This window comes from Paenibacillus vietnamensis (genome assembly GCF_020169515.1).
Taxonomy (GTDB): domain Bacteria; phylum Bacillota; class Bacilli; order Paenibacillales; family Paenibacillaceae; genus Pristimantibacillus; species Pristimantibacillus vietnamensis.
The window spans coordinates 60,912-82,522 of sequence record NZ_JAHMHW010000019.1 but is presented as its reverse complement, the minus strand read 5'-3'; the positions used below and the strand labels follow the sequence as shown (position 1 = coordinate 82,522).

Annotated in this window: 25 protein-coding genes and 1 riboswitch; of the genes, 4 read left to right on the top strand and 21 right to left on the bottom strand. The window is 52.8% G+C overall.

Going from position 1 to position 21,611, the window contains the following annotated elements; genetic code table 11:
* Positions 1-120: 120 nt before the first annotated feature.
* The 9 genes from KP806_RS23625 to ehuB are packed head-to-tail and all read right to left on the bottom strand — an operon-like array spanning position 121 to position 6,972.
* On the bottom strand, positions 121-642 hold the full coding sequence (locus KP806_RS23625; RefSeq protein WP_224726212.1) for a DUF2179 domain-containing protein: 522 nt from the start codon (positions 640-642) through the stop codon (positions 121-123).
* A gap of 3 nt (positions 643-645) precedes the next feature.
* The gene (thpD, locus tag KP806_RS23620) at positions 646-1,554 is read right to left on the bottom strand and encodes an ectoine hydroxylase (protein WP_318153786.1); all 909 of its coding nucleotides are present in this window, start codon (positions 1,552-1,554) and stop codon (positions 646-648) included.
* Between the two features lie 18 nt (positions 1,555-1,572).
* On the bottom strand, positions 1,573-1,962 hold the full coding sequence (locus tag KP806_RS23615) for an ectoine synthase (RefSeq protein ID WP_224726211.1): 390 nt from the start codon (positions 1,960-1,962) through the stop codon (positions 1,573-1,575).
* A 41-nt stretch (positions 1,963-2,003) separates the two neighbouring features.
* Positions 2,004-3,305: a diaminobutyrate--2-oxoglutarate transaminase gene (gene ectB / locus KP806_RS23610; protein WP_224726224.1), complete on the bottom strand. Its 1,302-nt coding sequence runs from the start codon at positions 3,303-3,305 to the stop codon at positions 2,004-2,006.
* A 47-nt stretch (positions 3,306-3,352) separates the two neighbouring features.
* Positions 3,353-3,874 (bottom strand): diaminobutyrate acetyltransferase, encoded by a 522-nt coding sequence (ectA, locus tag KP806_RS23605; RefSeq protein ID WP_224726210.1) that lies wholly within the window; start codon positions 3,872-3,874, stop codon positions 3,353-3,355.
* Positions 3,875-3,917: 43 nt separating this feature from the next.
* Positions 3,918-4,709, bottom strand: coding sequence for an ectoine/hydroxyectoine ABC transporter ATP-binding protein EhuA (gene ehuA, locus KP806_RS23600; protein WP_263575856.1), 792 nt, complete (start codon positions 4,707-4,709; stop codon positions 3,918-3,920).
* Between the two features lie 59 nt (positions 4,710-4,768).
* Positions 4,769-5,449, bottom strand: a complete 681-nt coding sequence (ehuD, locus tag KP806_RS23595; protein WP_224726209.1) for an ectoine/hydroxyectoine ABC transporter permease subunit EhuD — start codon at positions 5,447-5,449, stop codon at positions 4,769-4,771.
* 10 nt (positions 5,450-5,459) lie between these two features.
* Positions 5,460-6,110 (bottom strand): ectoine/hydroxyectoine ABC transporter permease subunit EhuC, encoded by a 651-nt coding sequence (ehuC, locus tag KP806_RS23590; RefSeq protein ID WP_224726208.1) that lies wholly within the window; start codon positions 6,108-6,110, stop codon positions 5,460-5,462.
* 1 nt (position 6,111) lies between these two features.
* Positions 6,112-6,972 carry an ectoine/hydroxyectoine ABC transporter substrate-binding protein EhuB gene (gene ehuB, locus KP806_RS23585; RefSeq protein ID WP_224726207.1) on the bottom strand — a complete coding sequence of 287 codons (861 nt, stop codon included), beginning with the start codon at positions 6,970-6,972 and terminating at the stop codon, positions 6,112-6,114.
* Positions 6,973-7,446: 474 nt separating this feature from the next.
* Positions 7,447-7,508, top strand: a riboswitch (Fluoride riboswitch).
* A 51-nt stretch (positions 7,509-7,559) separates the two neighbouring features.
* On the opposite strand from ehuB, the gene KP806_RS23580 reads away from it, so the two are divergent.
* Both KP806_RS23580 and KP806_RS23575 read left to right on the top strand, forming a co-directional pair.
* On the top strand, positions 7,560-8,756 hold the full coding sequence (locus KP806_RS23580; protein WP_224726206.1) for a voltage-gated chloride channel family protein: 1,197 nt from the start codon (positions 7,560-7,562) through the stop codon (positions 8,754-8,756).
* Between the two features lie 53 nt (positions 8,757-8,809).
* Positions 8,810-9,052 carry a hypothetical protein gene (locus tag KP806_RS23575; protein WP_224726205.1) on the top strand — a complete coding sequence of 81 codons (243 nt, stop codon included), beginning with the start codon at positions 8,810-8,812 and terminating at the stop codon, positions 9,050-9,052.
* Positions 9,053-9,100: 48 nt separating this feature from the next.
* Here KP806_RS23575 and KP806_RS23570 read toward each other — a convergent pair whose 3' ends face one another.
* From KP806_RS23570 to sleB, 11 genes are all read right to left on the bottom strand, one after another.
* Entirely contained in the window at positions 9,101-9,943 is an 843-nt protein-coding gene (locus KP806_RS23570) for an undecaprenyl-diphosphate phosphatase (protein WP_224726204.1), read from the bottom strand.
* A gap of 128 nt (positions 9,944-10,071) precedes the next feature.
* Complete coding sequence (locus KP806_RS23565; protein ID WP_224726203.1) at positions 10,072-10,947, bottom strand: radical SAM/SPASM domain-containing protein; 876 nt, start codon at positions 10,945-10,947, stop codon at positions 10,072-10,074.
* Positions 10,948-11,082: 135 nt separating this feature from the next.
* A complete protein-coding gene (locus tag KP806_RS23560) occupies positions 11,083-11,760 on the bottom strand; it encodes a DUF4166 domain-containing protein (RefSeq protein ID WP_224726202.1) in 678 nt (225 codons plus the stop codon).
* Positions 11,717-12,688, bottom strand: a complete 972-nt coding sequence (locus KP806_RS23555; RefSeq protein WP_224726201.1) for a DoxX-like family protein — start codon at positions 12,686-12,688, stop codon at positions 11,717-11,719. Before KP806_RS23555 ends, KP806_RS23560 begins: the two co-directional genes overlap by 44 nt.
* Before the next feature lie 26 nt (positions 12,689-12,714).
* The gene (locus KP806_RS23550; protein ID WP_397376429.1) at positions 12,715-13,173 is read right to left on the bottom strand and encodes a thiol-disulfide oxidoreductase DCC family protein; all 459 of its coding nucleotides are present in this window, start codon (positions 13,171-13,173) and stop codon (positions 12,715-12,717) included.
* Between the two features lie 103 nt (positions 13,174-13,276).
* Positions 13,277-13,915 carry a response regulator transcription factor gene (locus KP806_RS23545; RefSeq protein WP_224726200.1) on the bottom strand — a complete coding sequence of 213 codons (639 nt, stop codon included), beginning with the start codon at positions 13,913-13,915 and terminating at the stop codon, positions 13,277-13,279.
* Between the two features lie 17 nt (positions 13,916-13,932).
* Positions 13,933-15,258 carry a sensor histidine kinase gene (locus KP806_RS23540; protein ID WP_224726199.1) on the bottom strand — a complete coding sequence of 442 codons (1,326 nt, stop codon included), beginning with the start codon at positions 15,256-15,258 and terminating at the stop codon, positions 13,933-13,935.
* A gap of 119 nt (positions 15,259-15,377) precedes the next feature.
* On the bottom strand, positions 15,378-15,593 hold the full coding sequence (locus KP806_RS23535; protein ID WP_224726198.1) for a cold-inducible protein YdjO-related protein: 216 nt from the start codon (positions 15,591-15,593) through the stop codon (positions 15,378-15,380).
* Positions 15,594-15,633: 40 nt separating this feature from the next.
* Entirely contained in the window at positions 15,634-16,740 is a 1,107-nt protein-coding gene (locus KP806_RS23530) for a lactonase family protein (RefSeq protein WP_397376428.1), read from the bottom strand.
* Positions 16,741-16,825: 85 nt separating this feature from the next.
* The gene (locus KP806_RS23525) at positions 16,826-17,548 is read right to left on the bottom strand and encodes a DsbA family oxidoreductase (protein ID WP_224726196.1); all 723 of its coding nucleotides are present in this window, start codon (positions 17,546-17,548) and stop codon (positions 16,826-16,828) included.
* A 128-nt stretch (positions 17,549-17,676) separates the two neighbouring features.
* Entirely contained in the window at positions 17,677-18,333 is a 657-nt protein-coding gene (gene sleB / locus KP806_RS23520; protein WP_224726195.1) for a spore cortex-lytic enzyme, read from the bottom strand.
* Positions 18,334-18,607: 274 nt separating this feature from the next.
* On the opposite strand from sleB, the gene xerS reads away from it, so the two are divergent.
* Positions 18,608-19,687: a tyrosine recombinase XerS gene (xerS, locus tag KP806_RS23515; protein ID WP_224726221.1), complete on the top strand. Its 1,080-nt coding sequence runs from the start codon at positions 18,608-18,610 to the stop codon at positions 19,685-19,687.
* A gap of 89 nt (positions 19,688-19,776) precedes the next feature.
* Here the strand turns inward: xerS and KP806_RS23510 are convergent, their stop codons facing one another.
* Positions 19,777-20,319: an ADP-heptose synthase gene (locus KP806_RS23510; protein WP_224726194.1), complete on the bottom strand. Its 543-nt coding sequence runs from the start codon at positions 20,317-20,319 to the stop codon at positions 19,777-19,779.
* Positions 20,320-20,515: 196 nt separating this feature from the next.
* On the opposite strand from KP806_RS23510, the gene KP806_RS23505 reads away from it, so the two are divergent.
* The gene (locus tag KP806_RS23505) at positions 20,516-21,505 is read left to right on the top strand and encodes a YpdA family putative bacillithiol disulfide reductase (RefSeq protein WP_224726193.1); all 990 of its coding nucleotides are present in this window, start codon (positions 20,516-20,518) and stop codon (positions 21,503-21,505) included.
* The last annotated feature ends 106 nt before the right edge of the window (positions 21,506-21,611 follow it).

The window sequence follows — 21,611 nt, the reverse complement described above, 5'->3', positions numbered from 1 at the left end:
TGCCTCCATATAACAGGCACAAACGACTGCGTGCAAGCACGCAGCCGTTTGTGCAGATCCTCTACTAAGCATACACTCAAATATATCATTTCGAGTAGTCATAAGTCAAAGAATTGGAGGTTATCTTTCAATCATTTTGGTCCAGAAGCCGCCCTTAAAATGCCTCGGCTCATGGGAGATGACGAAAGCGCGCGGAGCTTCCAGCGCAATGCTGTCCAGCAGCTTCTTTTCATTGCTTCTTTTTACAAGCACCTGCATGACGAGGCGTTTGCCGTCCCGTCCTTCCCCTGCCCAGGAGGTAACGCCATAACCATGGCTTCTGAGCTTGTCCGGGAGCTTCGTTTCAACGGAGTCGGCGATCACCTGTACGACCGAATACCCTAGCGCCATATATTCCTCGATCCGGCTGCCCAAATAGACGCCGGCCCCAAAGCCCAAGCAATAAGCCAGCATATTCAGAGGATTGGACAGGTTTTGAAGGACAAGATTCAAGCCGGCCAAATAAATGAACACCTCCAGCATGGCCAATAAGGAGGCTGCGCCTCTTCTTCCCTTAATGGAGAAGATGAGACGCAGCGTAAACAGGGATACATATGCAATATTGATTCCAATAATAGAAGCGATCAGCAGAAGTGCATTCATTCGTTACTCCCGGGTCGCAATATACCGTGGTCTTGGCTGTTGGCCGGAATACGGCGGCTGCAGCCGGTTCTCGACGCTGTTGTATACGAGGAACACATTGCTTCTCGGGTCGGGAGTAATGTTGCTGTTCGAGCCGTGCATCGTATTGCAGTCAAAAATGACAATCGAGCCGGCCTTCCCGACAATCGTTTCGATCCCGCCTTCCTTGCTCAGCCGCTCCAGGCTTTCCGGATCCGGCACCCCGTACTCTTGACGCCGCAGCGATTGCTTGAAATGATTATCCGGCGTTTTTCCGACACAGGATATAAATTGATTATGCGAGCCTGGTATGACCATTAACGGTCCGTTATGCACAAAATTGTCTTCGAGCGCGATCGAGCAGCTGAACGCCCGCATGGAAGGCATCCCGTCCTCAACATGCCAGGTTTCGAAATCGGAATGCCAGTAAAATTCTTTGCCCGTAAAGCCTGGCTTGTAATTAATGCGGGATTGATGGACGTAGACCTCGGAGCCTAGAAGGTAAGCGGCGATCGACTTCAGTCTGGGATGATTGGCCAGCCGCTTGAACACTTCGTTATGAGCGTGAATGGCGAAGATGGAACGGACCTCCCTGCTGCCCGGTTCAAGGATGACGTGCTCAGCCTCATCCAGGCGATGGACCTCGTTAAGTCGTCTTAGCTCCGTTCGCCATTCGGCAATTTCGTCTTCGGAGAAAAAACGGTCCAGCACCAGGTATCCGTTTTTCTCATAAAATTCGGATTGCTCCTTGCTCAGCGGACTCTCCTCCGACCATCTCGTATACAGCACGGGGTCCTTCCGTTCTATAAATGCAGGTTGTTCGCTTACCCGGGACGGATACTTATCGGCGGAATTCGTTTTAACGGTCATATCGGTATTCATCATCGGATTCATCGGCTATCTCTCCTTGTTCTATGAATTGGATTCCACAAGCGGATATACGCCATCTGCATCGTGAACTTCAGCGCCCGTAAGAGGCGGATTAAATACGCAGACCATTCTCATTTGGCGGTTTGCCCGCAGCAGGTGCTTCTCATGTCCATCCAGCGCATACAAGGTGCCTGCCGTAATCGGGTAGGTAGGTCCGCCGATCACTTCAATTTCGCCGTCGCCCTCGATGCAATAAACGGCCTCGACATGGTTCCGGTACCAAATCAGCGTTTCCGTCCCGGCTTTAATGACGGTATCATGCAAGGAAAATCCCATGCCGTCCTTCTTCAGCAACAATCGTCTGGCGTTCCAGGTTTTGGTATCGATATCGTCCTTCGAATGAATCACGTCGGTCAAATGTTTAACGATCAAGCTATTCACCTTCCGTTTCAACTAGATTTGGACAACCTTCGTCAAGAAACTTGAGCCCCCGCCTTTACTAACTCCGCTGGCTTTTCGAGCTTCTCCCGCTTCAACACGTTTCCAAGCGACTGTTCCAATATCGCCAGACCCTGCTTCAGCGCGTTCTGATCAATCGTGAGCGGCGGCATCAGCTTCGCCACCTCGTCGTGCGCACCGGACGTTTCCATGATCAACCCGTTTTTAAAAGCTTCCTTGCACAGCAGGGCAGCATGCTCCGGAGTACGGAAAGCAAGTCCTTGAATGAAGCCTTTCCCTTTCCGTTCGGCGATGGCCTCCGGGTGCTCCGCAGCCAGCCTGCTTAAACACGCATGAATGATGGCGGACTTCTTCTTGATCTCATCTTGAAACGCTGCGGACTCCCAATAGCGGAGCGCTTCGGTTGCGGCAACAAAAGCCAAATTGTTTCCGCGGAACGTTCCGTTATGCTCGCCAGGGCTCCAAACGTCAAATTCCGGCTTGATCAAGGTTAAGGCTAACGGAAGGCCGTAACCGCCGATCGACTTGGATAAACATACGATATCCGGTTGAATGCCGGAGGTTTCGAAGCTGAAAAAAGTGCCGGTTCGGCCGCAGCCCATCTGAACATCGTCGACGATCAGCAAGATTTGACGCTTGCGGCAAATCGCTTCCACCTTCCTTAACCAATCCTCGGAAGCAACGTTTAATCCGCCTTCGCCTTGAAGCGTCTCCAGCAGGACGGCCGCCGGAAGATCAACGCCGCTGCCGGGATCGTCCAGAAGCTTTTCGAGCATGTCGGAGGTGTCGATCCCGGGTCCGAAATAACGGTCGTAGGGCATAAACGTCGTTCCGGCTAAAGGCATACCCGCTCCGCTTCGTTTAAACCGGTTGCCTGTTGCCGATAACGATCCAAGCGACATGCCGTGAAACGCGTTCGTAAAGCAGATGACATTCGTCCTCCCCGTTACTTTGCGGGCCGTCTTCAGAGCGCTTTCCACCGAATTGGTACCGGTCGGTCCCGGAAACATGATCTTATATCGCAGCCCTCGCGGCTCTAAAATCGTGCGGGAAAACGCCAGAAGAAAAGTCTCCTTCGCTTTCGTAGCCATATCCAGGCTGTGGGCGACGCCGTCGGCCATTAAATATTCGACGAGCTTCATGCGAATGCGGTCATTGTTATGCCCGTAGTTCAGCGCTCCCGCACCGGCAAAAAAATCGATATAGCTTTTGCCATGGACATCGCGGATCACAGCGTTTTTTGCTGTTGCGAATACCGTTTGAAAGCTGCGGCAGTAGCTCCGCACCTCGGATTCCAGCTGGTTAAACACATGCATGCCGTCCGGTTTGTTCATCGATTCATTCACAGCAATACCTCCCTATTTTATATTCGCGTTTCTTCTCTCCTCATGGGCCCGATCCGAAACATCAGTTCAGGCTCATGAGAAGCGCCGGAAGGAAACAGCTCCGGCCCGTATTTCTCCGTTATGCGGCACTGTGCCCCCTTGTCGGCCGCAAAACCCGAGAAAAGCCTTCTCGACGCCGTATTGGCAGGACCGATCGTCGCCTCAACATACTTGACGGCTTGCTGCTCCTCCCGGTTCAAAAGTTCGTTCAGCATCGCTTTGGCTATCCCGCGCCCCCTTGCTTTCCGATGGACGGCCACCTGCCAAATGAACAGCGTATCCGGCCGGTCCGGTCTGCGGTAGCCCGACATAAATCCGACCAGCTCCTCGCCGATGACGGCCGCAGCGCACGTATCCCGGAAAATATCGCAAAGCATAATGTAGCAATACGGCGAGTTCACATCGAGCGTACCGGCTTCCTTGACGAGCTGCCAAACGGCCGATCCGTCTTTGGCTTCGGCAGACCGAATTTCCAAACGGTCCGTAAAATGGACCTTCATTGTCTTCACCTCCCGATGTCTGAACTCCAAGCGCACCGGCCTTTTAAAGAAATCGTTGTAAAAAAGCCTGAAGCCGTTCGCTCCGGGGATTCGTAAAAATTTGCTCCGGTTTGCCTTCCTCCACGATCAGCCCTTCCGCACCGAAAATGACGCGATCCGCCACCTCTCTTGCAAATTCCATCTCGTGGGTAATCAGCAGCATCGCCATTTGACCTTCCTTGGCGATTTCTTTGATGACGCTCAGTACTTCGCCGACAAGCTCCGGGTCGAGCGCCGAGGTTACCTCGTCGAACACCATAATTTTAGGCTGCATCACCAATGCCCGGGCGATTGCCACCCGTTGTTTTTGCCCTCCGGACAGCTGGGAAGGATACACATGCAGCTTATCTTCAAGACCTACCTTCCGCAGCATGGCGACCGCAAGCTCCTCCGCCTCTTCCTTGGACAGCTTCAAGACGGAGCGCGGAGCGAGGGTTACGTTTTTCAGCACGCTCATGTGCGGGAATAAATGAAAGTGCTGAAAAACCATCCCCACTTTGCCTCGCATTTTTTGCAAATGCTTTTCGTTCGCACGGACCGGTTTTCCGTTCTTCTCCATCGCCCACAAGGGTTCGCCATCGATCAGAATCGTTCCTGCCGTCGGCTCCTCCAACGTCATCAGCATCCGGCCCAGCGTTGTTTTTCCAGAGCCGCTCGGACCGATCAAAGCGATTTTCTCGCCCGGATAAATATCCAGATCTATTCCTTTCAGAACAGGCAGCTCTCCGAAGCTTTTGCGGACCGAGCGGAAGCGTACGATCGGCTTCCCTCCAGCCGGCCTGAGGCTTGGCGACAATGCATGGCCTGCTTCATTTTCGGCAGATTCGTCGTACCATTGCTTCTCGATTTGAGTGATCACCGTAGTCCTCCCTTCTCATTCTCTCGTCCAAATGACCATTTTTTCTCCAACCTGCGAATCCCTAGCGAAAAGATTAAGCTAACCGCCAAAAACAGCAGACCCACAATCGTATAAGGCTCGAATACGCGATAGGTCGCCGAAGCCTCCGTCTTGGCCGTCAGCAGCAGCTCGACAAGCGTAATAGCCATCAGAGTCGGCGTCTCTTTAAAAATGACGATCAAATAATTGCCCATCACCGGAATGACCGGAGGAATCGCCTGCGGCAAAATAACGGAAATCCATGTTTTTCGTTTTGATAAGTGCAGGGCTGTCGATGCCTCCCATTGTCCGCGCGGGACCGCGTCGATTCCGGAACGGAATACTTCGGACATATAGGTCCCGTAATGGAGTCCGAGTGCCAATACGCCTGTTGCAAAAGCCGGCATGGCAACCGGGGTAAGCATCGGTACGCTGTAATAGAGAAAGAAGGCTTGCACCAGAAGCGGGGTGCTTCGGATAAATTCGACGACGGACCGCGAAGCCCATCTGACCGGCGCCGCAGCAGAGCGTCCCGCTATGGCAAACAGCAGACCGAACAGCACCGCGAGCATGAAGCCCGTAATCGTCGCGCCGATCGTAACGGCAAAAGCCGGCAAAAAAGCTGGCAGAAGCTGGGCGGCGTATTCGGAGTCCCACATGACTTTTGATTCACCTCCAAACGGCCAGCCTGCGCTCAAGCAAGCGGGATACGAGTGAGATGCAGGAGGAAATCAAAAAATAGATCAACAGAAGCAGGCCGAAAATATAAGGCGTCCAGACGTAATAATTGTTCCGAAGCACCATCGCTTCGTAGGTCAGATCGGATAGCGTAATGAAGTATACAAGTGACGTCGATTTCAGCAGCTCGATCATCAGATTGCCGAAGGGCGGAACCATCCTCACGGCTGCCTGAGGCAAGATAACGCGAAGCATACGCTGCGTTCCCGATAAATTCAGGGCGATGCCCGCTTCACGCTGACCGCCGGACACCGCCGAAACCGAGCTTCTGACAATTTCCGCTCCGTACGCCCCGATATTCAATCCGATAGCCAGTACGCCCGCCATCAGCTTGGATAGCTCGATCTGCAGAAAAGGCAGTGCAAAATAAACCCAAAACAGCAGAACAAGCAAGGAGCAGGCACGAAAAAGCTCCACATAGGCTCTTGAAATCAACCGGACGACGGCATATCGGGACAAGCTGCCTAATCCTGCCAACGCAGATAAAACAATCGACACGACTGCCGATAATAAAGCGACCTGGATCGTAATGAGGGTTCCGTCCAGCAGCATAGGCAGCCAATCGAGCCAAGGAGCGTTCATCTTATCCACCGCAAAGCTGTTCGGCCGTGGCGTCCTGCGGCAGCTCCTGCTCCGTAAAGCCGAATTGCTGTAAAATGTCCAGCAGCTCGCCCGATTCCTTCATTTTGCTTAGCTCGGCATTGTACGCCGCCTGAAAGGCTTCGTCGGATAAGCGGAAAGCGGTAGCGCCATACCCCCGTACGCTCTTCCCCTCCACCAGCGGCTGTTCGAATTCGGCAACTCGCTCCAGACTGCTGTCGCCCGCCGCTTCAAGTCTCGACTGCAAGGCGGGACCGGTCATCGTCATCGCATCCGCCCTGCCGGATTGCAGCGCGCTGACCGCCGCATCCTGATCGGGAACCTGCAGCATTTGCTCTTCCTTTACACCGGACGCCTTCAAATAATCGACTTCAACTGCGCCAGCCATGACGGCTACCTTCACTTCCGGCTGACCGGCAATCGCAGTATAACTTGTTAAACCGAGCGGATTACCCGCTTTTACGGCCAGCGCTTCTCCGATGCTGTATTCCGGATCCGCGAATTTGACGGCCTTGCATCGATCTTCGTTTATAAACATCCCGGCTGTTATCATGTCGAACCTCTCCGCCTGCAGCCCGGCAATAAGCGAGGTGAACTCCGTCAGCTCTCCTTTTACCTCCTTTACGCCCAGCCTTTCCAATATGACCTTTGCGATTTCGACGGCTTCGCCGGTCAAATTCCCGTTCTCATCCTTGTACGCATACGGTCTTTCATTCGCAAATCCTACGGTTATGTACCCCTGTTTTTTTGCTTGCGTTAACGTATCTGTATCTCCCCCGTTGTTTCCGCATGCCGATGCCAGCAGCATTGGCACTGCCACCAATACGGCAAAAGCTTTCCTCACGTATTCCCATCTCCTTTCGTTTCGTTTTGTTTTGGAACACTTATAAGGCTAACATCTATTCCCATCGAGGTCATTTCCAGAATTGAATGATAATTCAGCAAATAAAAGGCTCACATAGGCAGAGAGGGGGTGACCGGGACTATTCATTTAAATCCTCCCATATCCTCCCATATCGTAGGCAATTAAGCGGTTTATGCTCCGCACTCGATATGTTATATAAGATTTATTTATAAAATGCGGCAAGCGAATTTCCATCACTTTAGTTCGTGTTGATTTTATTTGTTTTTTCAAAATTGGTCTCATATAGCATGTCATTTTCGACATATTTATTAATATCCGTTATAAATAATTCGTCGACTTGAACGCCGTCGAAATTCATCCGCAGCTGTCGAATGCAGGGGCGTTCTCCAATATTATTGAGAGTATACCGCCCTCCCGGTTGACCGCCGCATATGCCATAAAATATAATAAATAAGATTAAACGGCGATGGAGTTCGCCATAACCGCGTAAATACGCTAATGACTCCTACCAGTCTTTTTTGTGCTGGTAGGAGTCTTTTGTTTGCGCGTATAAAGGAGAGATTTTATTGACGGGACTGCTCAAATTTTCATCCAAATGGCTTCTTATCGCAGGCGTCACAGGTATTTTGGCGGGCTCGGCCTCCGCTTTGTTTTTGGCCGGTCTGGAATGGGTGACGGCAGCGCGCGTCGCGCATCCATGGCTGCTCTGGCTGCTGCCCGCCGGAGGAGCGCTTGTCAGCTTCATCTATCTGAAAGCCGGCAAAGAAGCCGGCCGCGGAAACAATCTCATCATTGAACAAATTCATAACGGCGGCGGCGCCATCCCGCTTCGCATGGCGCCATTCGTTCTGTCCGGCACGTTAGTGACGCATTTGCTCGGAGGCTCTGCAGGCCGCGAAGGTACGGCGGTGCAAATGGGCGGCAGTCTGGCCGAGGCCGCCGGCAAGGCGTTCCGGCTTGCTGCCCCCGACCGGAAAATCATTTTGATGTGCGGCATCAGCGCAGGCTTCGGCTCCGTCTTCGGTACGCCGCTCGCCGGAACGCTGTTCGGACTGGAGGTGCTGGCGATAGGACTGCTCAGCTATGAAGCGCTGCTGCCCTGCTTTATCGCCAGTTATACGGGCCATCTCGTTACGACTGCGTGGGGCATCAGGCATATCCATTATTCGATGGAGCAGATTCCGCCGCTCAGCGTTTCCTTGCTCGTCAAATTGATTCTGGCATCGATCCTGTTCGGACTGGCCGCCATGCTGTTCGTGCAGCTCACACGGCGGCTGAAGGCGTGGTTCGGCCGGTGGCTCGTATCGCCTCCGCTTAGAAGCGCAGCCGGCGGCGTCATCATTATCGCGCTCGTCTATTTGCTTGGAACAAGGGATTATTTGGGATTAAGCCTGCCTCTTCTGCAGCATTCCTTTCAGGAAGCGGCTTCGCCGCTTGACTTTCTGCTCAAGACAATATTCACGTCTATCACGCTTGGAGCCGGCTTTCAGGGCGGCGAGGTCACGCCGTTATTCGTCATCGGCGCAGCGCTCGGAAGCGCGCTTGGCGGCTTGCTTTCCGTTTCCGTGCCGCTGCTCGCGGCGGTCGGTCTCGTTGCCGTGTTCGGCGGAGCGGCGAAAACTCCAATCGCCTGCTTTGTTATGGGCATTGAGCTGTTCGGAGCGGACGGAGCGGTATACCTGTTTCTCGGCTGCATCGTCAGCTTTCTATTCTCAGGCCGGGCCGGCATTTACGAGTCGCAAAAACGGGGTGCCGCCGGTTAGGCAGCCGCATATGCTGTTGTAGGCACTTTTCAACAAAGAAAGGATGATTCTGCATGCTGACCCCAGCCCCCGGCCCGCTTCCATCGGCCGATCCGATCGGACAAATGGCCGGATATTACATCGGCCGTCCGGTAGGCGTCTCGCTGCGCAACGGCCAAGGCGTATCCGGCGTTCTGTGCAGCGTCGACAACGGACAAATTTTTCTGCTTCAATACTTGTACGGTAGCCAATTTGCCACCTTCCATTACACCTTTGGCGAAATTGCGAACATCATGCCCTACCCTCCCTGCCGGTAAAACAGCAAAACGGCCCGCATCCGTCAAGGATACAGGCCGTTTTCTTTTTTAAAAATAAACGATATAGATAATGGCGGCAAGCACGATCCGGTATATCGCAAAAGGGACCAGTTTGATTTTGTTGATCAGCTTCAGGAAGAAGCGGATAGAAATGATGGCAAAAACAAAGGCGCTAACAAATCCCGCAATAAAAAACGGCAAATCCTCCAGCGTGAAATACTCCCAATTTTTCAGAAGCGAGAGCGTACTCGCTCCGGCCATAATCGGAACGGCCATAATGAAAGTAAAGTCGGCCGCCGCGCGATGGCTCATGCCGAGCAGGACGCCGCCGGAAATCGTCGAGCCCGACCGGGAGAAGCCCGGCCATAAGGACAAGCATTGAAAGAGGCCAATGCTCAGCGCCTGCTTATATGTAATCTGATCCACCGATTCCGTCTTCGGCTTGGCCGGTCTCAGCCTGTCCGCGACGATCATGAGCACCGCTCCGATGACAAGACCGATTAATACGGTCTGAACCGAGAATAGATGCTCGTCTATGAAGTCTTCGAACAGCAAGCCGAACACCCCCGCAGGAAGAAGGCCGACCAGCACATGGGTAAGCTTGAGCTTTTTGCCTGACGTAGCGCCGGCGGCATCCGCCGTCTTCCGGCCGAAGTTGAGTCCGAGCAGCTCAATGAACCGGTTCCGGAACAAAATGATGACGGCCAGAATCGAGCCCAGCTGGATGACGATTTTGAACGTATTCGCCACATACTTGCCCAGGAACTGCTCCGATTTCAGCCACATACCGTCGACGATAACCATATGTCCGGTCGAGGAGACGGGCGCGAACTCGGTCAGACCTTCCACCAAGCCCAAAATAATCGCTTTTAACATTGTTAAAAAATCCATAAGTCGCTTCCTCTCCTATCTACTGGAATGATAGATTTATATATTTCCAGCTCGTCTCAAATCATATCACAAAACCCCTGAACCGACAAAATTCGCGGCAGGGGTTTATTTGCAAGCGGCTCTTCGCTTCAGCCGAAACGCTGGCGGTAGCCGCATTTGCGGCACAGCTCCTCGACCGCGACCCGCCTCGAGAAGCCCTCGTACAGCTTCGTCGACCTTTCGTTCTCAATAATATCGGAGAAATGGTCGTGATGGATGTTGCCAAGGTTAATGACGCCCTCCCCATCCAGGCAGCACGGAATGACCGTGCCGTCGATCAGGATGCCGGCCTGATTGCGCAGCGCGTAGCAGAAGCCTTTGCCGTCGTCCTCGGGCTCCTTCAAATCCGGCCATTTAAATTCGGGATCCTGGTTCAAATAGATGCGGTCCGCGATTTTGACGCCAGAGCCCGGGATAAATTTCTCATCGATTTTGTAGTCGAGGCCGAAGGCCTCCTCGATCATGCCGAGCAGCTCCCGGTTTTTTTGTCTCTGCTGGTTCGTTTCGTTATCCATGTCGAGGTTCCACAGCCGGAACGAAATAATAATGTTCGAAGAAGCGACCGCTTCATTCACAAACGACAGGATGTCAGCCAAATATCCCGCTTTATCCTCCGAGCCCGGGTGGCCGTCAAAGCTGTGCAGCGAAAAATTCATTTGGCGAAGCGCAGGCTTGTTCAGAAGCTTGGTTTTGTTTTTCGAGATCAGCGTGCCGTTGGAGGTGATATTCACCTTAAAGCCCTTCTCGTGGCTAATATCCAGCAGCTCGTCGATTTTAGGATGCAGCAGCGGTTCGCCCTTGACGTGAAAATAAATATAGTCGGTATGAGGCTTCACCTGATCCAGCGTTTTTTTGAAATCCTCGATGCTGATAAACCCTTTCGCGCGCTGTGTCGGCGGGCAGAAGGTACAGGAAAGATTGCAGATGCTGGTCGTCTCTATATAAAACTTTTTAAATTTTTTCATCGCGTCGTATGCTCCGTTTCCTCATGCGGCTGTCCGGTGAGAGGGCCATCGTGTTCGGTCCACTTTCCGGCATTAAATTCTATTATACAACGCGGCTATGAAAACTGACAAAAAGGAATATCCGGCAGCACCCGGTTATTCTCTCCTCTCCTCCCTGAGAGGCTTAATGCCTATCGGTATCGCTTCTTGCTTCACGGGGATAAAATCGGCTTGAAAGACGCCTTCGTATCGAAACACCGGACCGAGAATCGGGCTTTGCACATCAACCGTAATTTTATACCGCTCCTCATGCTCGTCGTACCATTCATGTACATCCGCACTGCCGGTCAGCAGCCTTGGGAACCGGAATTGAAGGAACCCCTCATAGAAGCGCTGTTCGCCCGAACGGATCCGAATTCCGCCTTCCGGAGACGCGCTTACTTCAAGATCGACCGCTAAATGCTGCTTGTTGCCCAAATAATCGACGATCCGCTCCCGTTCCTCGCTGTAGATCATCGTAGCATCAAAATGGCGCACCGCACCGGGAAATTTAAACTTCCGGATCCAGCTGACCGTTTCGCGGCCGAAGCGGTCCCGGTAGGCGTAATTTTCGATTGAAAACGGGATATTGCCGCCCCTTTGCGGAAACATGATATGACGGAACGTCCCGATATACAAGGGAACGGCCGCCAGCTTGTTGTACCAGATCCGCTGCATCTCGCCGCAGCCGACGGAGGCAATCCCATCCCCGCTGCTAATTCCGAAGCGCTGCCGGATGCGGGGATGAAGCTTAGCGAAGTCCTGACCGAGCATCCGCTCGTAAATCGATGCCATGCGGTATGCCTCCTTTCTTTCTTTTTTCCGGTTTACGCTTGCATCTCCCGGCATCCGGCAAATGTCGGCAGGTGAGACGGGCGATTGCGATAAAGCCAAGCATCGGAACGGCCAGCGTGACCGGGTTAAAAGGAGCCCGGAGCAGCTCCGGGGCAAATAGCAGCGCAGGCAGCGTCAGAAGCAGCAGTGCCGCCGCCTGAAGCGCGGCCATCAGGCCGCTCCGATGCAAAAATGCACTCAGAATGCCGATCACGATCTCCGCGCAGCCAAGCAGACGAAGCATTCCAAGCTCATTCCCGCCAATCCAGCTTACTCGCCGCAATAACGTCAGCTCGCCTGCTTCGGGAAACATCAGCTTCGGCACCAAGCCCTGATAGCACCACAGCAGTGCGAGCGCCAGGACACAGGCGTAATGAACCAGCGCCCTTTCAGCAATTACGGCCGGTGGAATCCGGTGCTCAAGCCAAATGCGCAGCCTGTCAAAGCTCCAAGCCGTCGCATAGCCGAACAGCGGCCTGAATACGAGCCGGTCGAGCAGCCGCCCCGCCAATCCAAAGCGCGTCCGATAATCGAATACGGTTAAAAAAGAAATCCCGCTTCCGTTCTGCACGTATTTCCAGAAGCCGCTGCCCTCGCGGATCAGGGAAATCGGCTGCTTCGAATCGAAGGCTAACACGGATAATTTTTCGGACGTTTTTTGCAGCCTCGGGGTAAACGTCTTCCCGGTGCCGGCGACCGACAAGCCGAAGCCGATCCGGGTTTTATACTGAAAGGATTGCGGCTCCTGTGCGCCTGTACGCGGTAAGTAACGGATTTCCGAAAACCTTAAATCCCAGCGCTCGTGAAGCTGCGGATTTTGCGTATGCTCCCAAAGCTCGGGAAGAGTCGTTTTCATGTCCAGTTCGACATAGATGGGCTTCTGTCTCATCGGTCTTGTCCTCCTATTACCACTCTTTAATGTCCGCCGTTAAGGAAACGTGCCCTGATATCGGGTCCCGGAAGCAAGCATTCCTCAGACCTGCCGAACAAGCGGTTCCGGTTGTAAGCGATCGCGTCATAAACCCGGTTTCTCCAGGAAACCGGAACCGCCCTGCAGGCGTAGAGGAGCGGCCAAAATCCTTTCAGCTTGCGGAACACACGGAGCGCAGCTTCCGATTTCAAATAATACTGCCCGTCTTCCACCATGACGAATGTATGAAAATCGTCTTGAGGCAGGTTGCCTTCCAGCAGCAGCTTCTGTCCGGCCTCCGATTGCAGTGCAGCGAACCGGAAGCGTGCGTGCGGGTCTCTTTTTATTACAAACTGGGTAATACCGCTGCACAGCATGCAATGGCCGTCGATCAGCAACACGGCGGGCTCCCCGTTCACCTTCGGACTGTCGTTCATTTCAACCTCCCCTTTATCTACCTGCATTTTACCTCCGAAAGGCGCACTTCCGTCAGTTCCAACTTTTATGGGACAAAAGGAAGAGGGGGTACTACGCGTTGTAGTACCCCCCTCTTCCTCAAGCCGTTTTTTACTTATCCTCGTCTGGGTGGAACAGTCCCCTTCGCCTGACCTTCTCTACCGCTTCTTTGCTGCTTTTGACGCCGAATTTTTTCAGCATTTTGTTGATCTGATTTTTGAGCGTGCTTTCGGCCTTATGCAGCTTACGCTCGATTTGCGATTGCGTATGGCCATCTTCGATCAATTCGAACACCTCCCGCTCGGCGGCCGTCAGTTCCTTAAGCTGCTCCTCGCGCTTCAGCCGGGCAAGCTCCTTAAGCAGCGCTTCCATCGGCGCAGGGTGGTGATAGGCGCTGCGAATCGTCTGGGGCAGCTCCCGAAACCGCGATTTCTCCAAATATTGGACGGCGCCGGCCGTAAAGGATTCCGTCATCGACCGCTCGTCGTTAAGCGAAGTCAGCATAATAATTTTGGCGGATGATTGCTCCTGCAGCAGCATGGCCGTATGAATGCCGTCCAGCCTGCTGCCTTCCAGCTGGATATCCATCAGGACCACGTCGAACGAAAGCGAGCCCGCAAAGCTGAGCGCCTCGTTCGAGTTCGCGGCCGTTCCGACGACCAGCAGGTCCTCCTCGCGATTCAAAAAGGCGGTTAGCGCCTTAATCCAGTCCGCATCGTCTTCGACGATAAACACTTTGATATGGCTCATCCCGGTTCCTCCTTTTATCACGGCATCGTTTTAGCCTTCGGCCAGAGCAGCGAGGCTCTCGCTCCGCCCTCCGGCCGGTTCCGCAGCTCCGCCTTGCCTCCGCTTCTGCGCATGACGTTGTACACATACGATAAGCCCAAGCCGAAATTCCGGCCGGACTTCCCGCCGCTTACGAACGGCTCGAACACATGAGCGAGCAGGCTTTCCGGAATGCCGGGTCCGGTATCTTCGATCGCCAGGCTTACGCCGCCTTTATGCTTATCCAGCACGGCGTCGATCGAACCGCCTGCCGTCATCGCTTCAGCAGCGTTCAAGATCAAATTTCCGACGGCTTCTTTGACGTGGATCGGATCGCAAATGACGGTCGGCCTAACCCGATAGACTGTCCTGAGCTCGATACCGCTGCCCGCCAATCGGTCCCTGTGACCCAAAACGCATTGTTCGAGCAGCAGATCGAGCCTTACCGGCTCCTCCTTCAGCAAAATATCCTTCGTCCGGCTGTGCATCCGGTCCACCATCTCCAGCAAGTGCCGGGAAGAATTGGCGATCACCTGCAATTGCTCCTGCTGCAGCACGTCAGATTCGGCAATGGACGCTTTCACGTTATCCGCGCTTAACGCGATTTTGCCGATCTCGTTTTTGATCGTATGGTTTAACAAGCTTGTGCCCAGATTGACGGCCTTCATCGCCCCTTCGAGGGGATCCCGCTCAAAGCGCACCTTCACGCCGAGCACTCCGTAAATAAAGGCGCACAATACGGCAATGCCAAGCGAATAAGCCATAAACACCGAAATATAACGGAAAAACTCAAATTCCGGAACGAATACCTTCGCCGCGTAAATAAAAATGACGACGCCGAGCAGCGTCGGCACAATGATGACGGTCGTTATAATCCGGCTGCGCTTGAACGCCGGCTCCCGCTCCCTCCAGCAGGAGACGATCAGCAAATAACATGAAATCAAATAATAGGGTGCGCACCAGCTCAGCAATGCGATAAAAAACGTTTTCTCCGGGACAGCCGTTCCGGGAGCATACGCCAGTAATGCCATCAGCAGCATCGGCAGCAGCAGCGCGAGCTTTATTTTCCTTTTGGCGCTTCTGCTCATTGGATGCCTCGTATACAAAATACAAAACAGCAGCACCGCGCAAGGAGTGAATGTATAATTTAAAAATTGCAGGGCCTCCGGCAGCCGTTCAAAGCCGCGCCCAGCCAGCACATGGCTAAGGCCGCCAACCGAAGCGCCCGCTAAAAAATAGGCCGCCCAGCGGTTGGCTTCGTTCCCGCGGTTGTTGGCCAGCACGATGACCGCTGCAGTCAGCAGCGCAGTAAAATAAACGAACATCCAGGGCAACCGTCCTGTCTTGTTAGGATATCTATATCCTACCATATCGGAAACGGGCGTGACCCCGTTACAGCGCAAAAAATCCCAACCGCAAACTAGCTGCGAATTGGGATTTCATGCTAAAAATCGGATTTCGGCTTTCTAGGCTGGCGCTTCGGCTTATTCTGAACGGCAGGCAAATGCCGCATGCTTCTGAGCATAGGGCCTTTGCAGATCGGACAGGCTTGCTCCTCGGCGGCAAATTCGTCCCGTACCCAAGCTTTGCATTCCGGATTTTTGCATTTGAAAATTTTCGTTGCGATCAGTTTCGGTTTATCGTCTTCGTTAGTGGCCACGCTTCTGTATTCCCCTCTTCATTACATAGCTTATGAATAATTAAATATAAACCGGAACCAGACACACCGGCTTCGACACGCGAACCTGCCGGCCGGTATAAGCCAGCTTTCCGCTTTCGCGGTCTACGGTGAAGGTGACGATATTGTCGGAATCGCGGTTCGCCGCGAGCAGGTACCGTCCGTTCGGCGTCAGCGCGAAATGGCGCGGATGGCCGCCTTCGGTGGAAATATGCTGGACAAGCGTCAATCGTCCGGACTGTCCGTCCACCGCAAAGACGACGATGCTGTCATGTCCGCGATTGGAGCCGTACAAAAATTGCCCGTCCGAAGAAATGGCGATTTCGGCACAGGAGTTTTCCTCTTGTAAGCCTTCCGGCAGCGTACTTACCGTTTCGACCTCCGTCAATTGACCGTTGTCCGAATCGTATGTAAACGAAGTAATCGTCGAATCCACCTCATTAATGACAAAAACAAATTTGCCGTTCGGGTGGAATGTCAGATGGCGCGGACCTGCGCCCGGATGCAGCACGGCCTCGCTGCGCTTCACAAGCTGCAGCTTCTCTTCGTCCACGGAATACGTGACGACACGGTCGAGACCAAGGTCTGATACGAGCAAATAGCGTCCGTCAGGACTGTAGAACGAGGAATGCGGATGAGGCCGGTCCTGCCGTTCGGGATGCCGGCTGCTACCTTCATGCTGACGGACGTCAAGCAGCTCGCCTACGCCGCCGTCCTCTCCGATCCCGAGCAAGCCGATCATTCCGCCATGATAGCTGGTCACCGTCAAGTAACGGCTTGCAGCGTCACGCTGGATATGACAGGTTGTCGATTCGACGGTAACCTTACGGTTAAGGAGCCTCAGCTTCCCGTTTGCGGCATCGATAGCGAAAGCCGCCGCCTCTCCTACTTTCTTGCCTTCCGGGCTAACCGTCTCCGAAATGGAATACAGCAGACTACGCTCCGTATCCACGTTCAGGAATGTCGGATTTTTGAGCCCGGAGAACTCATCCGTCAAAGTTAATGTACCCGTTTGTTCGTCAAAAGAATACACATAAACGCCGTTGTCTTCCGCTTCGGCATAAGAGCCCGCGAATATGAGAAGACGCTGTTGTTCAACTGCCACGATCAGTACCCCCTCCAAAGCCATGCAAAATACGGTACCCCTGCATAAGGATACCGTTTATTATTATAATTCCTCTATTCGTTTCGTACAAATCAAAAAAACAAAGCCGTCATTTCGGCTGGTTCGCATCCGGAGCGCATACGCCGTCGGAGCACACGGCGCCTGGATCGCCTTCGTTCACACGGATCAAGGACGGATGCTTTTCTTCCCAAGCCTTGTTCAGCGTGTCGAGAAACACCTCGGAGGCCTGTGCGCCGGATACCGCATATTTGCGGTCGATGACGTAAAACGGCACGCCTCTGATGCCAAGCCGGCTGCCTTCTTCTTCTTCGGCTCTGACAACCTCCGAATAATCGCCGGAATTCAGCATTTCCGTCACTGCCTTCTCATCCAGGCCAACCTCGGCTGCAAGTCCGGTTAGACGCGACCTTTCGCCAATGTTCACGACTTCCGTGAAATAGGCCTTGAATAAACGTTCCGACATTTGTTTTCCCTTGCCCTGAACGGCTGCGAATTGAACCAGCCGATGCGAATCGAACGTGTTCGTCTCGACCATTCCTTCAAATTGAAAATCAAGCCCGACGGCCGCGGCCTGCTGTGCCACACCTGCGGTCGTTTGCTTCGCCTGCTCAAGGCTCATTCCGTATTTGGACGCCAGCATGCTGTATGTGCTTCTTCCCGCATTCGCGTCTGCACCCGGATCGAGCTCGAAGCTGCGGAATACCGTCTCAATTTGATCCTTGTGAGCGAATTTCTCAAGCGCGAGCTCAAATTTTCTTTTGCCTATATAACAAAACGGACAAACATAATCCGACCATATTTCAACTTTCACGATGATAGCACCTCCGAAAAAATAAGTAACTTAATTTCTATACCCTATTGTATCACCTTATATATAAATAAAAAAGGCGCTTCCTAATCCAAAGTGCCGGGCACCTTGATAAGAAACGCTTTCCATTATTACACGGCAAAAACATGCCTTCCGATTTTCAATGTCTGCTTGCGCGACCAAATCCATTTCGACGTAGCCGTTTCCGGATTGAAGTAGTACAGCGCTCCGTTCGTCGGATCGATTCCTCGTACAGCTTCCATGGCAGCCTGGTAAGCCGTTTCATTCGGCTTCAGCTTGTACTGCCCGTCATCGACCGCCGTAAAAGCTCTCGGCTGCTCGATTACGCCTTTAATCGTATCCGGGAAGCTGGATGACTCGACCCGGTTCAAGACGACAGCGCCTACCGCAACCTGTCCCTCATACGGCTCTCCACGCGATTCGGCGTAGATAATTCTGGCAAGCATGTTCAGCTCGGCTTGGCTGACGGACACCTTTTTGAGCTCCGTCCACGTTTTTTCTCCCGCGACGCCGTCGGCCTCGAGGCCGTGGTCTTTCTGGAAGCGGGTGAGCGATTCCAGCGTTTTTGTCCCGAAATAATCCGTCAGGTCGTCGCTGAAATAACCGAGCGTCTTCAGGCGGTATTGCAAATCAGGCACATCGGCGCCTTTGCTGCCCAGCTTCAGCGTTGCCGGCGGAGCGGCCTGTACAGCTTCAAACGGCACCGCGAACACCAGCAAAAAAACGAGTAATACGGTCATGCTATGTTGTAGTACCTTTACGTTCATTTAATCAATGAACCTCCCTTTTTACAATTGCGCGTGCACGATCCTTCGCAAATTGGTATAAGTTTGGTAACCTGTTGACCGGTCTGTTCGAGTTTAGCACAGTTACTATCGAAATGTAACCGGGATACAGGAATTACATACATTTACTAATTTACATTTCCCCGTAAATGTGAATTCTCCGCCCGAAATAACCGCTTGCCGTTGAGGCTGAAAAGGGAACTTGCTACAATAAAGAAATGAGCCGTATACCGCAGAACAAGCGAGGTGAAACGCTATAAACCTTTTAAAAGAAAAAGACCGTCAAGAGCTGGAGAAACGGCTTCCAGGCATGCCTTGGTACATCGAGAAATTCATTAATTTCAAGCTTCCGGATTTATCGCCCTCATCCCTTCTCGAATACATACGCGACTACGACACGTTTCTGAAATGGCTGATGGCCGAAGGGCTGTCGGAAGCGTCCTCGGTAAAAGATGTGACGCTGCTCGAGCTTGAACGGCTTCATATGGACAGCATCGACGGCTTCCGGATGTTTTTGTCGACGTACAAGGAAGAACGGAACAGCAAGACGACGATTTCCCGCAAGCTTTCCTCCCTTCGCTCCTTATTTCACTATTTGAGCCAGATTGCGGAGGACGAGCAGTTTTACCCGCTCTTGAAACGGAACGTGATGGCCAAGGTGACCATTAAAAGGACGCATAAACCGAAGGACACGGCTGCCAAGCTGGAAGGCAAGCTGCTGCAGGAGGAAGAAATAACGGAGTTTTTAAACTACGTCAAGCAGGATTACGGCGCGGAAATCGGAGTCAATAAGCAGGCGCTTTACGCATACGAGCTGAACCGGATTCGGGACGCATGCATTATCAGCTTTATTTTGCATTCCGGCCTGCGCGTTTCGGAGCTGGTGAATTTGAACGTAGAAGATATCGATTTGAAGAAGAGGCTGTCTTATGTGTTCCGTAAAGGGAAAAACGACGACGCCTTTAAGACGCCCGTCTACTTCCGGCAGGAAGCGGTGGAGGATTTGCAGGCGTATCTAACGCTGCGAGAGGTTCGCTATAAAGCGCCTAAACGGGAGAAAGCGCTGTTTCTTGCGCTTGCGAACGGCAAGAGCGAGGGCTCCCGCATGACGAAGCGCGCCATTCAGGAGATGGTGATCAAATATGCCAAGCGGTTCGGAAAGCCTTACCTTTCCGTCCATAAGCTCCGGCACTCGTTCGCTACTGACTATTATTTGCGCAATGATATTTACAAGACACAGGAGCAGCTGGGGCATGCATCGCCCGAAACGACGCAAATTTACGCGCATTTGACGGATAAAACGATGGCGCAAGCGATTGACCGCACCAAGGAATAACGGCTGCCGCCGCTATCGACAACAAAAGAGGACGAGCCCAAGCGGCGTTTATCCGCCGATCAGCCCGTCCTCTTTGTATTTGACGGTTATCAGAACCGGTCCTGCTCGTCGTACAAAGCCAATTCGCTCGCCGAAATGCCTTCCTCCACCGCGAATTCAAAGTCCTCGATGTCGTACACTTGAACGGGAACCTCCGCTTCGATCAGCTTATCCTGAAATTCAAACTGATCGGACAGCAGCGGTACCCCTAGCTTGAGCCCGGTCAGAAGCAGCTCCGTTTCGATCGGATCGAACAGCTCTCCGTAATGGGCGTTATCGACGGCGTGGATGACCGTAAACTGGATTTTGTCGTTCAACAGAAGCGGCGAGCTTGCCCTCCATGGAACCTGCATTGCTTTTTCGATTTTTTTGCGGTTAAGAGAATCTTCAAAAAAGGTAATCAGTTCGTTTATTTTCATTTTCACGTGCACGTCGTCTTCAGGGTCGTCCATGACCGGATCGGCCCCGTCTCTCATCTCGTAAAGCTCAGCTATAGACGAATAAGGCACGACATAGTCGATAGGACGGCTGGGTACGAGAAGATGACCGTACGTTGCTACCATTACCGCTTCGATGACAAAACGTCTCCGCATGCGATCTATCTCCTCCTCGTTGGAATGTAGGTTACTAGATTGTAAAAAACGATTCCACATTATTATACAATATTCCTTTGGTTGAACAAGAGAGTCAAAAATCCAAATTTGCATCTCATTGTTTCACGCAGTAAAATGAGCGAGAACTTATTATCCATAATACTACTCAAATTGCCGCTTGGGAGGGAACTATTTCGTGCATGTAGAGGAAGCGATCATTATCGGCGCGGGCCCCTGCGGCCTGGCCGCCGCCATCGAGCTGCAGCGGATCGGACTGCGGCCGCTCGTCATTGAAAAAAGAAATCTCGTCCATTCCATTTCGCAGTATCCGACATACATGCATTTTTTCAGCACTCCGGAATTGTTAGAAATCGGAGGGATTCCGTTTACGACGGCGAACGACAAGCCTTCTCGGCTTGAAGCATTAAATTATTACCGGACGGCAGCGCAGCGCCATCAGCTTCGCATCCGGCCTTACACGGCGATTACCCGCATCGTCAAGCAGAGCGGAGGTTTTCTTCTGGAGGGAGAGGACCGGTTTGGACAGCCATGCTCGTTCTATACCCGATATGTCGTCATCGCTACAGGCTATTTCGACCATCCGAACGAGCTCGGCATTTCCGGCGAGCAGCTGGCCAAGGTCAGCCATTTTTTCCGCGAGGCCCATCCGTATGCCGGAATGAAGGTGGCTATCATCGGCGGCAGCAATTCGGCGATCGATGCGGCTCTCGAGCTCGAGCGGGTCGGTGCCGAGGTTACCGTTGTATACCGCGGGGATCATTATTCCTCCAGCATCAAACCTTGGGTGAGGCCGGGCTTTGAAAGCAAGGTCGCCAAAGGGGTAATCTCGATGCTGTTTCGCTCGACCGTCACACATATCGGAAACGACGACATTACTGTACACGGCCCTAAAGGGGAGCAGCAAATCGCCAACGATTTTGTGCTGGCGCTGACCGGCTTTCATCCCGACCGGAATTTTCTGGCCGAAACGGGCGTTACGATAGAAGCAGAAGGTTATCCGACGTTCAACGAGGATACGATGGAGACGAACGTGCCGGGCGTCTATTTGGCAGGAGTCGTCGCTTCGCGTCACGAGGCGAATGAAATCTTCATCGAATCCGGCCGTTATCACGGGCATAAAATCGCGGCGCATCTGACGCAAAAAAAAGACATGACGGCAACATGAGGAGGCCGCTGAAGAACTTACGATTTTCCTTAATTGGCATGCACCAATTACAAAAAGAAGACATCCATTTCCCATTTTTGGGACGGATGTCTTCTTTTTTAAACCC

What these genes read in the sequence shown, in the direction of transcription:
- KP806_RS23625 (WP_224726212.1), bottom strand. Translation starts at nt 642, where the DNA reads ATGAATGCACTTCTGCTGATCGCTTCTATTATTGGAATCAATATTGCA.
- thpD (WP_318153786.1), bottom strand. Translation starts at nt 1,554, where the DNA reads ATGAATCCGATGATGAATACCGATATGACCGTTAAAACGAATTCCGCC.
- ectB (WP_224726224.1), bottom strand. Translation starts at nt 3,305, where the DNA reads ATGCATGTGTTTAACCAGCTGGAATCCGAGGTGCGGAGCTACTGCCGC.
- ectA (WP_224726210.1), bottom strand. Translation starts at nt 3,874, where the DNA reads ATGAAGGTCCATTTTACGGACCGTTTGGAAATTCGGTCTGCCGAAGCC.
- ehuD (WP_224726209.1), bottom strand. Translation starts at nt 5,449, where the DNA reads ATGTGGGACTCCGAATACGCCGCCCAGCTTCTGCCAGCTTTTTTGCCG.
- ehuC (WP_224726208.1), bottom strand. Translation starts at nt 6,110, where the DNA reads ATGAACGCTCCTTGGCTCGATTGGCTGCCTATGCTGCTGGACGGAACC.
- KP806_RS23575 (WP_224726205.1), top strand. Translation starts at nt 8,810, where the DNA reads ATGCTGACCCCAGCCCCCGGCCCGCTTCCATCGGCCGATCCGATCGGA.
- KP806_RS23570 (WP_224726204.1), bottom strand. Translation starts at nt 9,943, where the DNA reads ATGGATTTTTTAACAATGTTAAAAGCGATTATTTTGGGCTTGGTGGAA.
- KP806_RS23565 (WP_224726203.1), bottom strand. Translation starts at nt 10,947, where the DNA reads ATGAAAAAATTTAAAAAGTTTTATATAGAGACGACCAGCATCTGCAAT.
- KP806_RS23560 (WP_224726202.1), bottom strand. Translation starts at nt 11,760, where the DNA reads ATGGCATCGATTTACGAGCGGATGCTCGGTCAGGACTTCGCTAAGCTT.
- KP806_RS23555 (WP_224726201.1), bottom strand. Translation starts at nt 12,688, where the DNA reads ATGAGACAGAAGCCCATCTATGTCGAACTGGACATGAAAACGACTCTT.
- KP806_RS23550 (WP_397376429.1), bottom strand. Translation starts at nt 13,173, where the DNA reads ATGCAGGTAGATAAAGGGGAGGTTGAAATGAACGACAGTCCGAAGGTG.
- KP806_RS23545 (WP_224726200.1), bottom strand. Translation starts at nt 13,915, where the DNA reads ATGAGCCATATCAAAGTGTTTATCGTCGAAGACGATGCGGACTGGATT.
- KP806_RS23540 (WP_224726199.1), bottom strand. Translation starts at nt 15,258, where the DNA reads ATGTTCGTTTATTTTACTGCGCTGCTGACTGCAGCGGTCATCGTGCTG.
- KP806_RS23530 (WP_397376428.1), bottom strand. Translation starts at nt 16,740, where the DNA reads ATGGCTTTGGAGGGGGTACTGATCGTGGCAGTTGAACAACAGCGTCTT.
- sleB (WP_224726195.1), bottom strand. Translation starts at nt 18,333, where the DNA reads ATGAACGTAAAGGTACTACAACATAGCATGACCGTATTACTCGTTTTT.
- KP806_RS23510 (WP_224726194.1), bottom strand. Translation starts at nt 20,319, where the DNA reads ATGCGGAGACGTTTTGTCATCGAAGCGGTAATGGTAGCAACGTACGGT.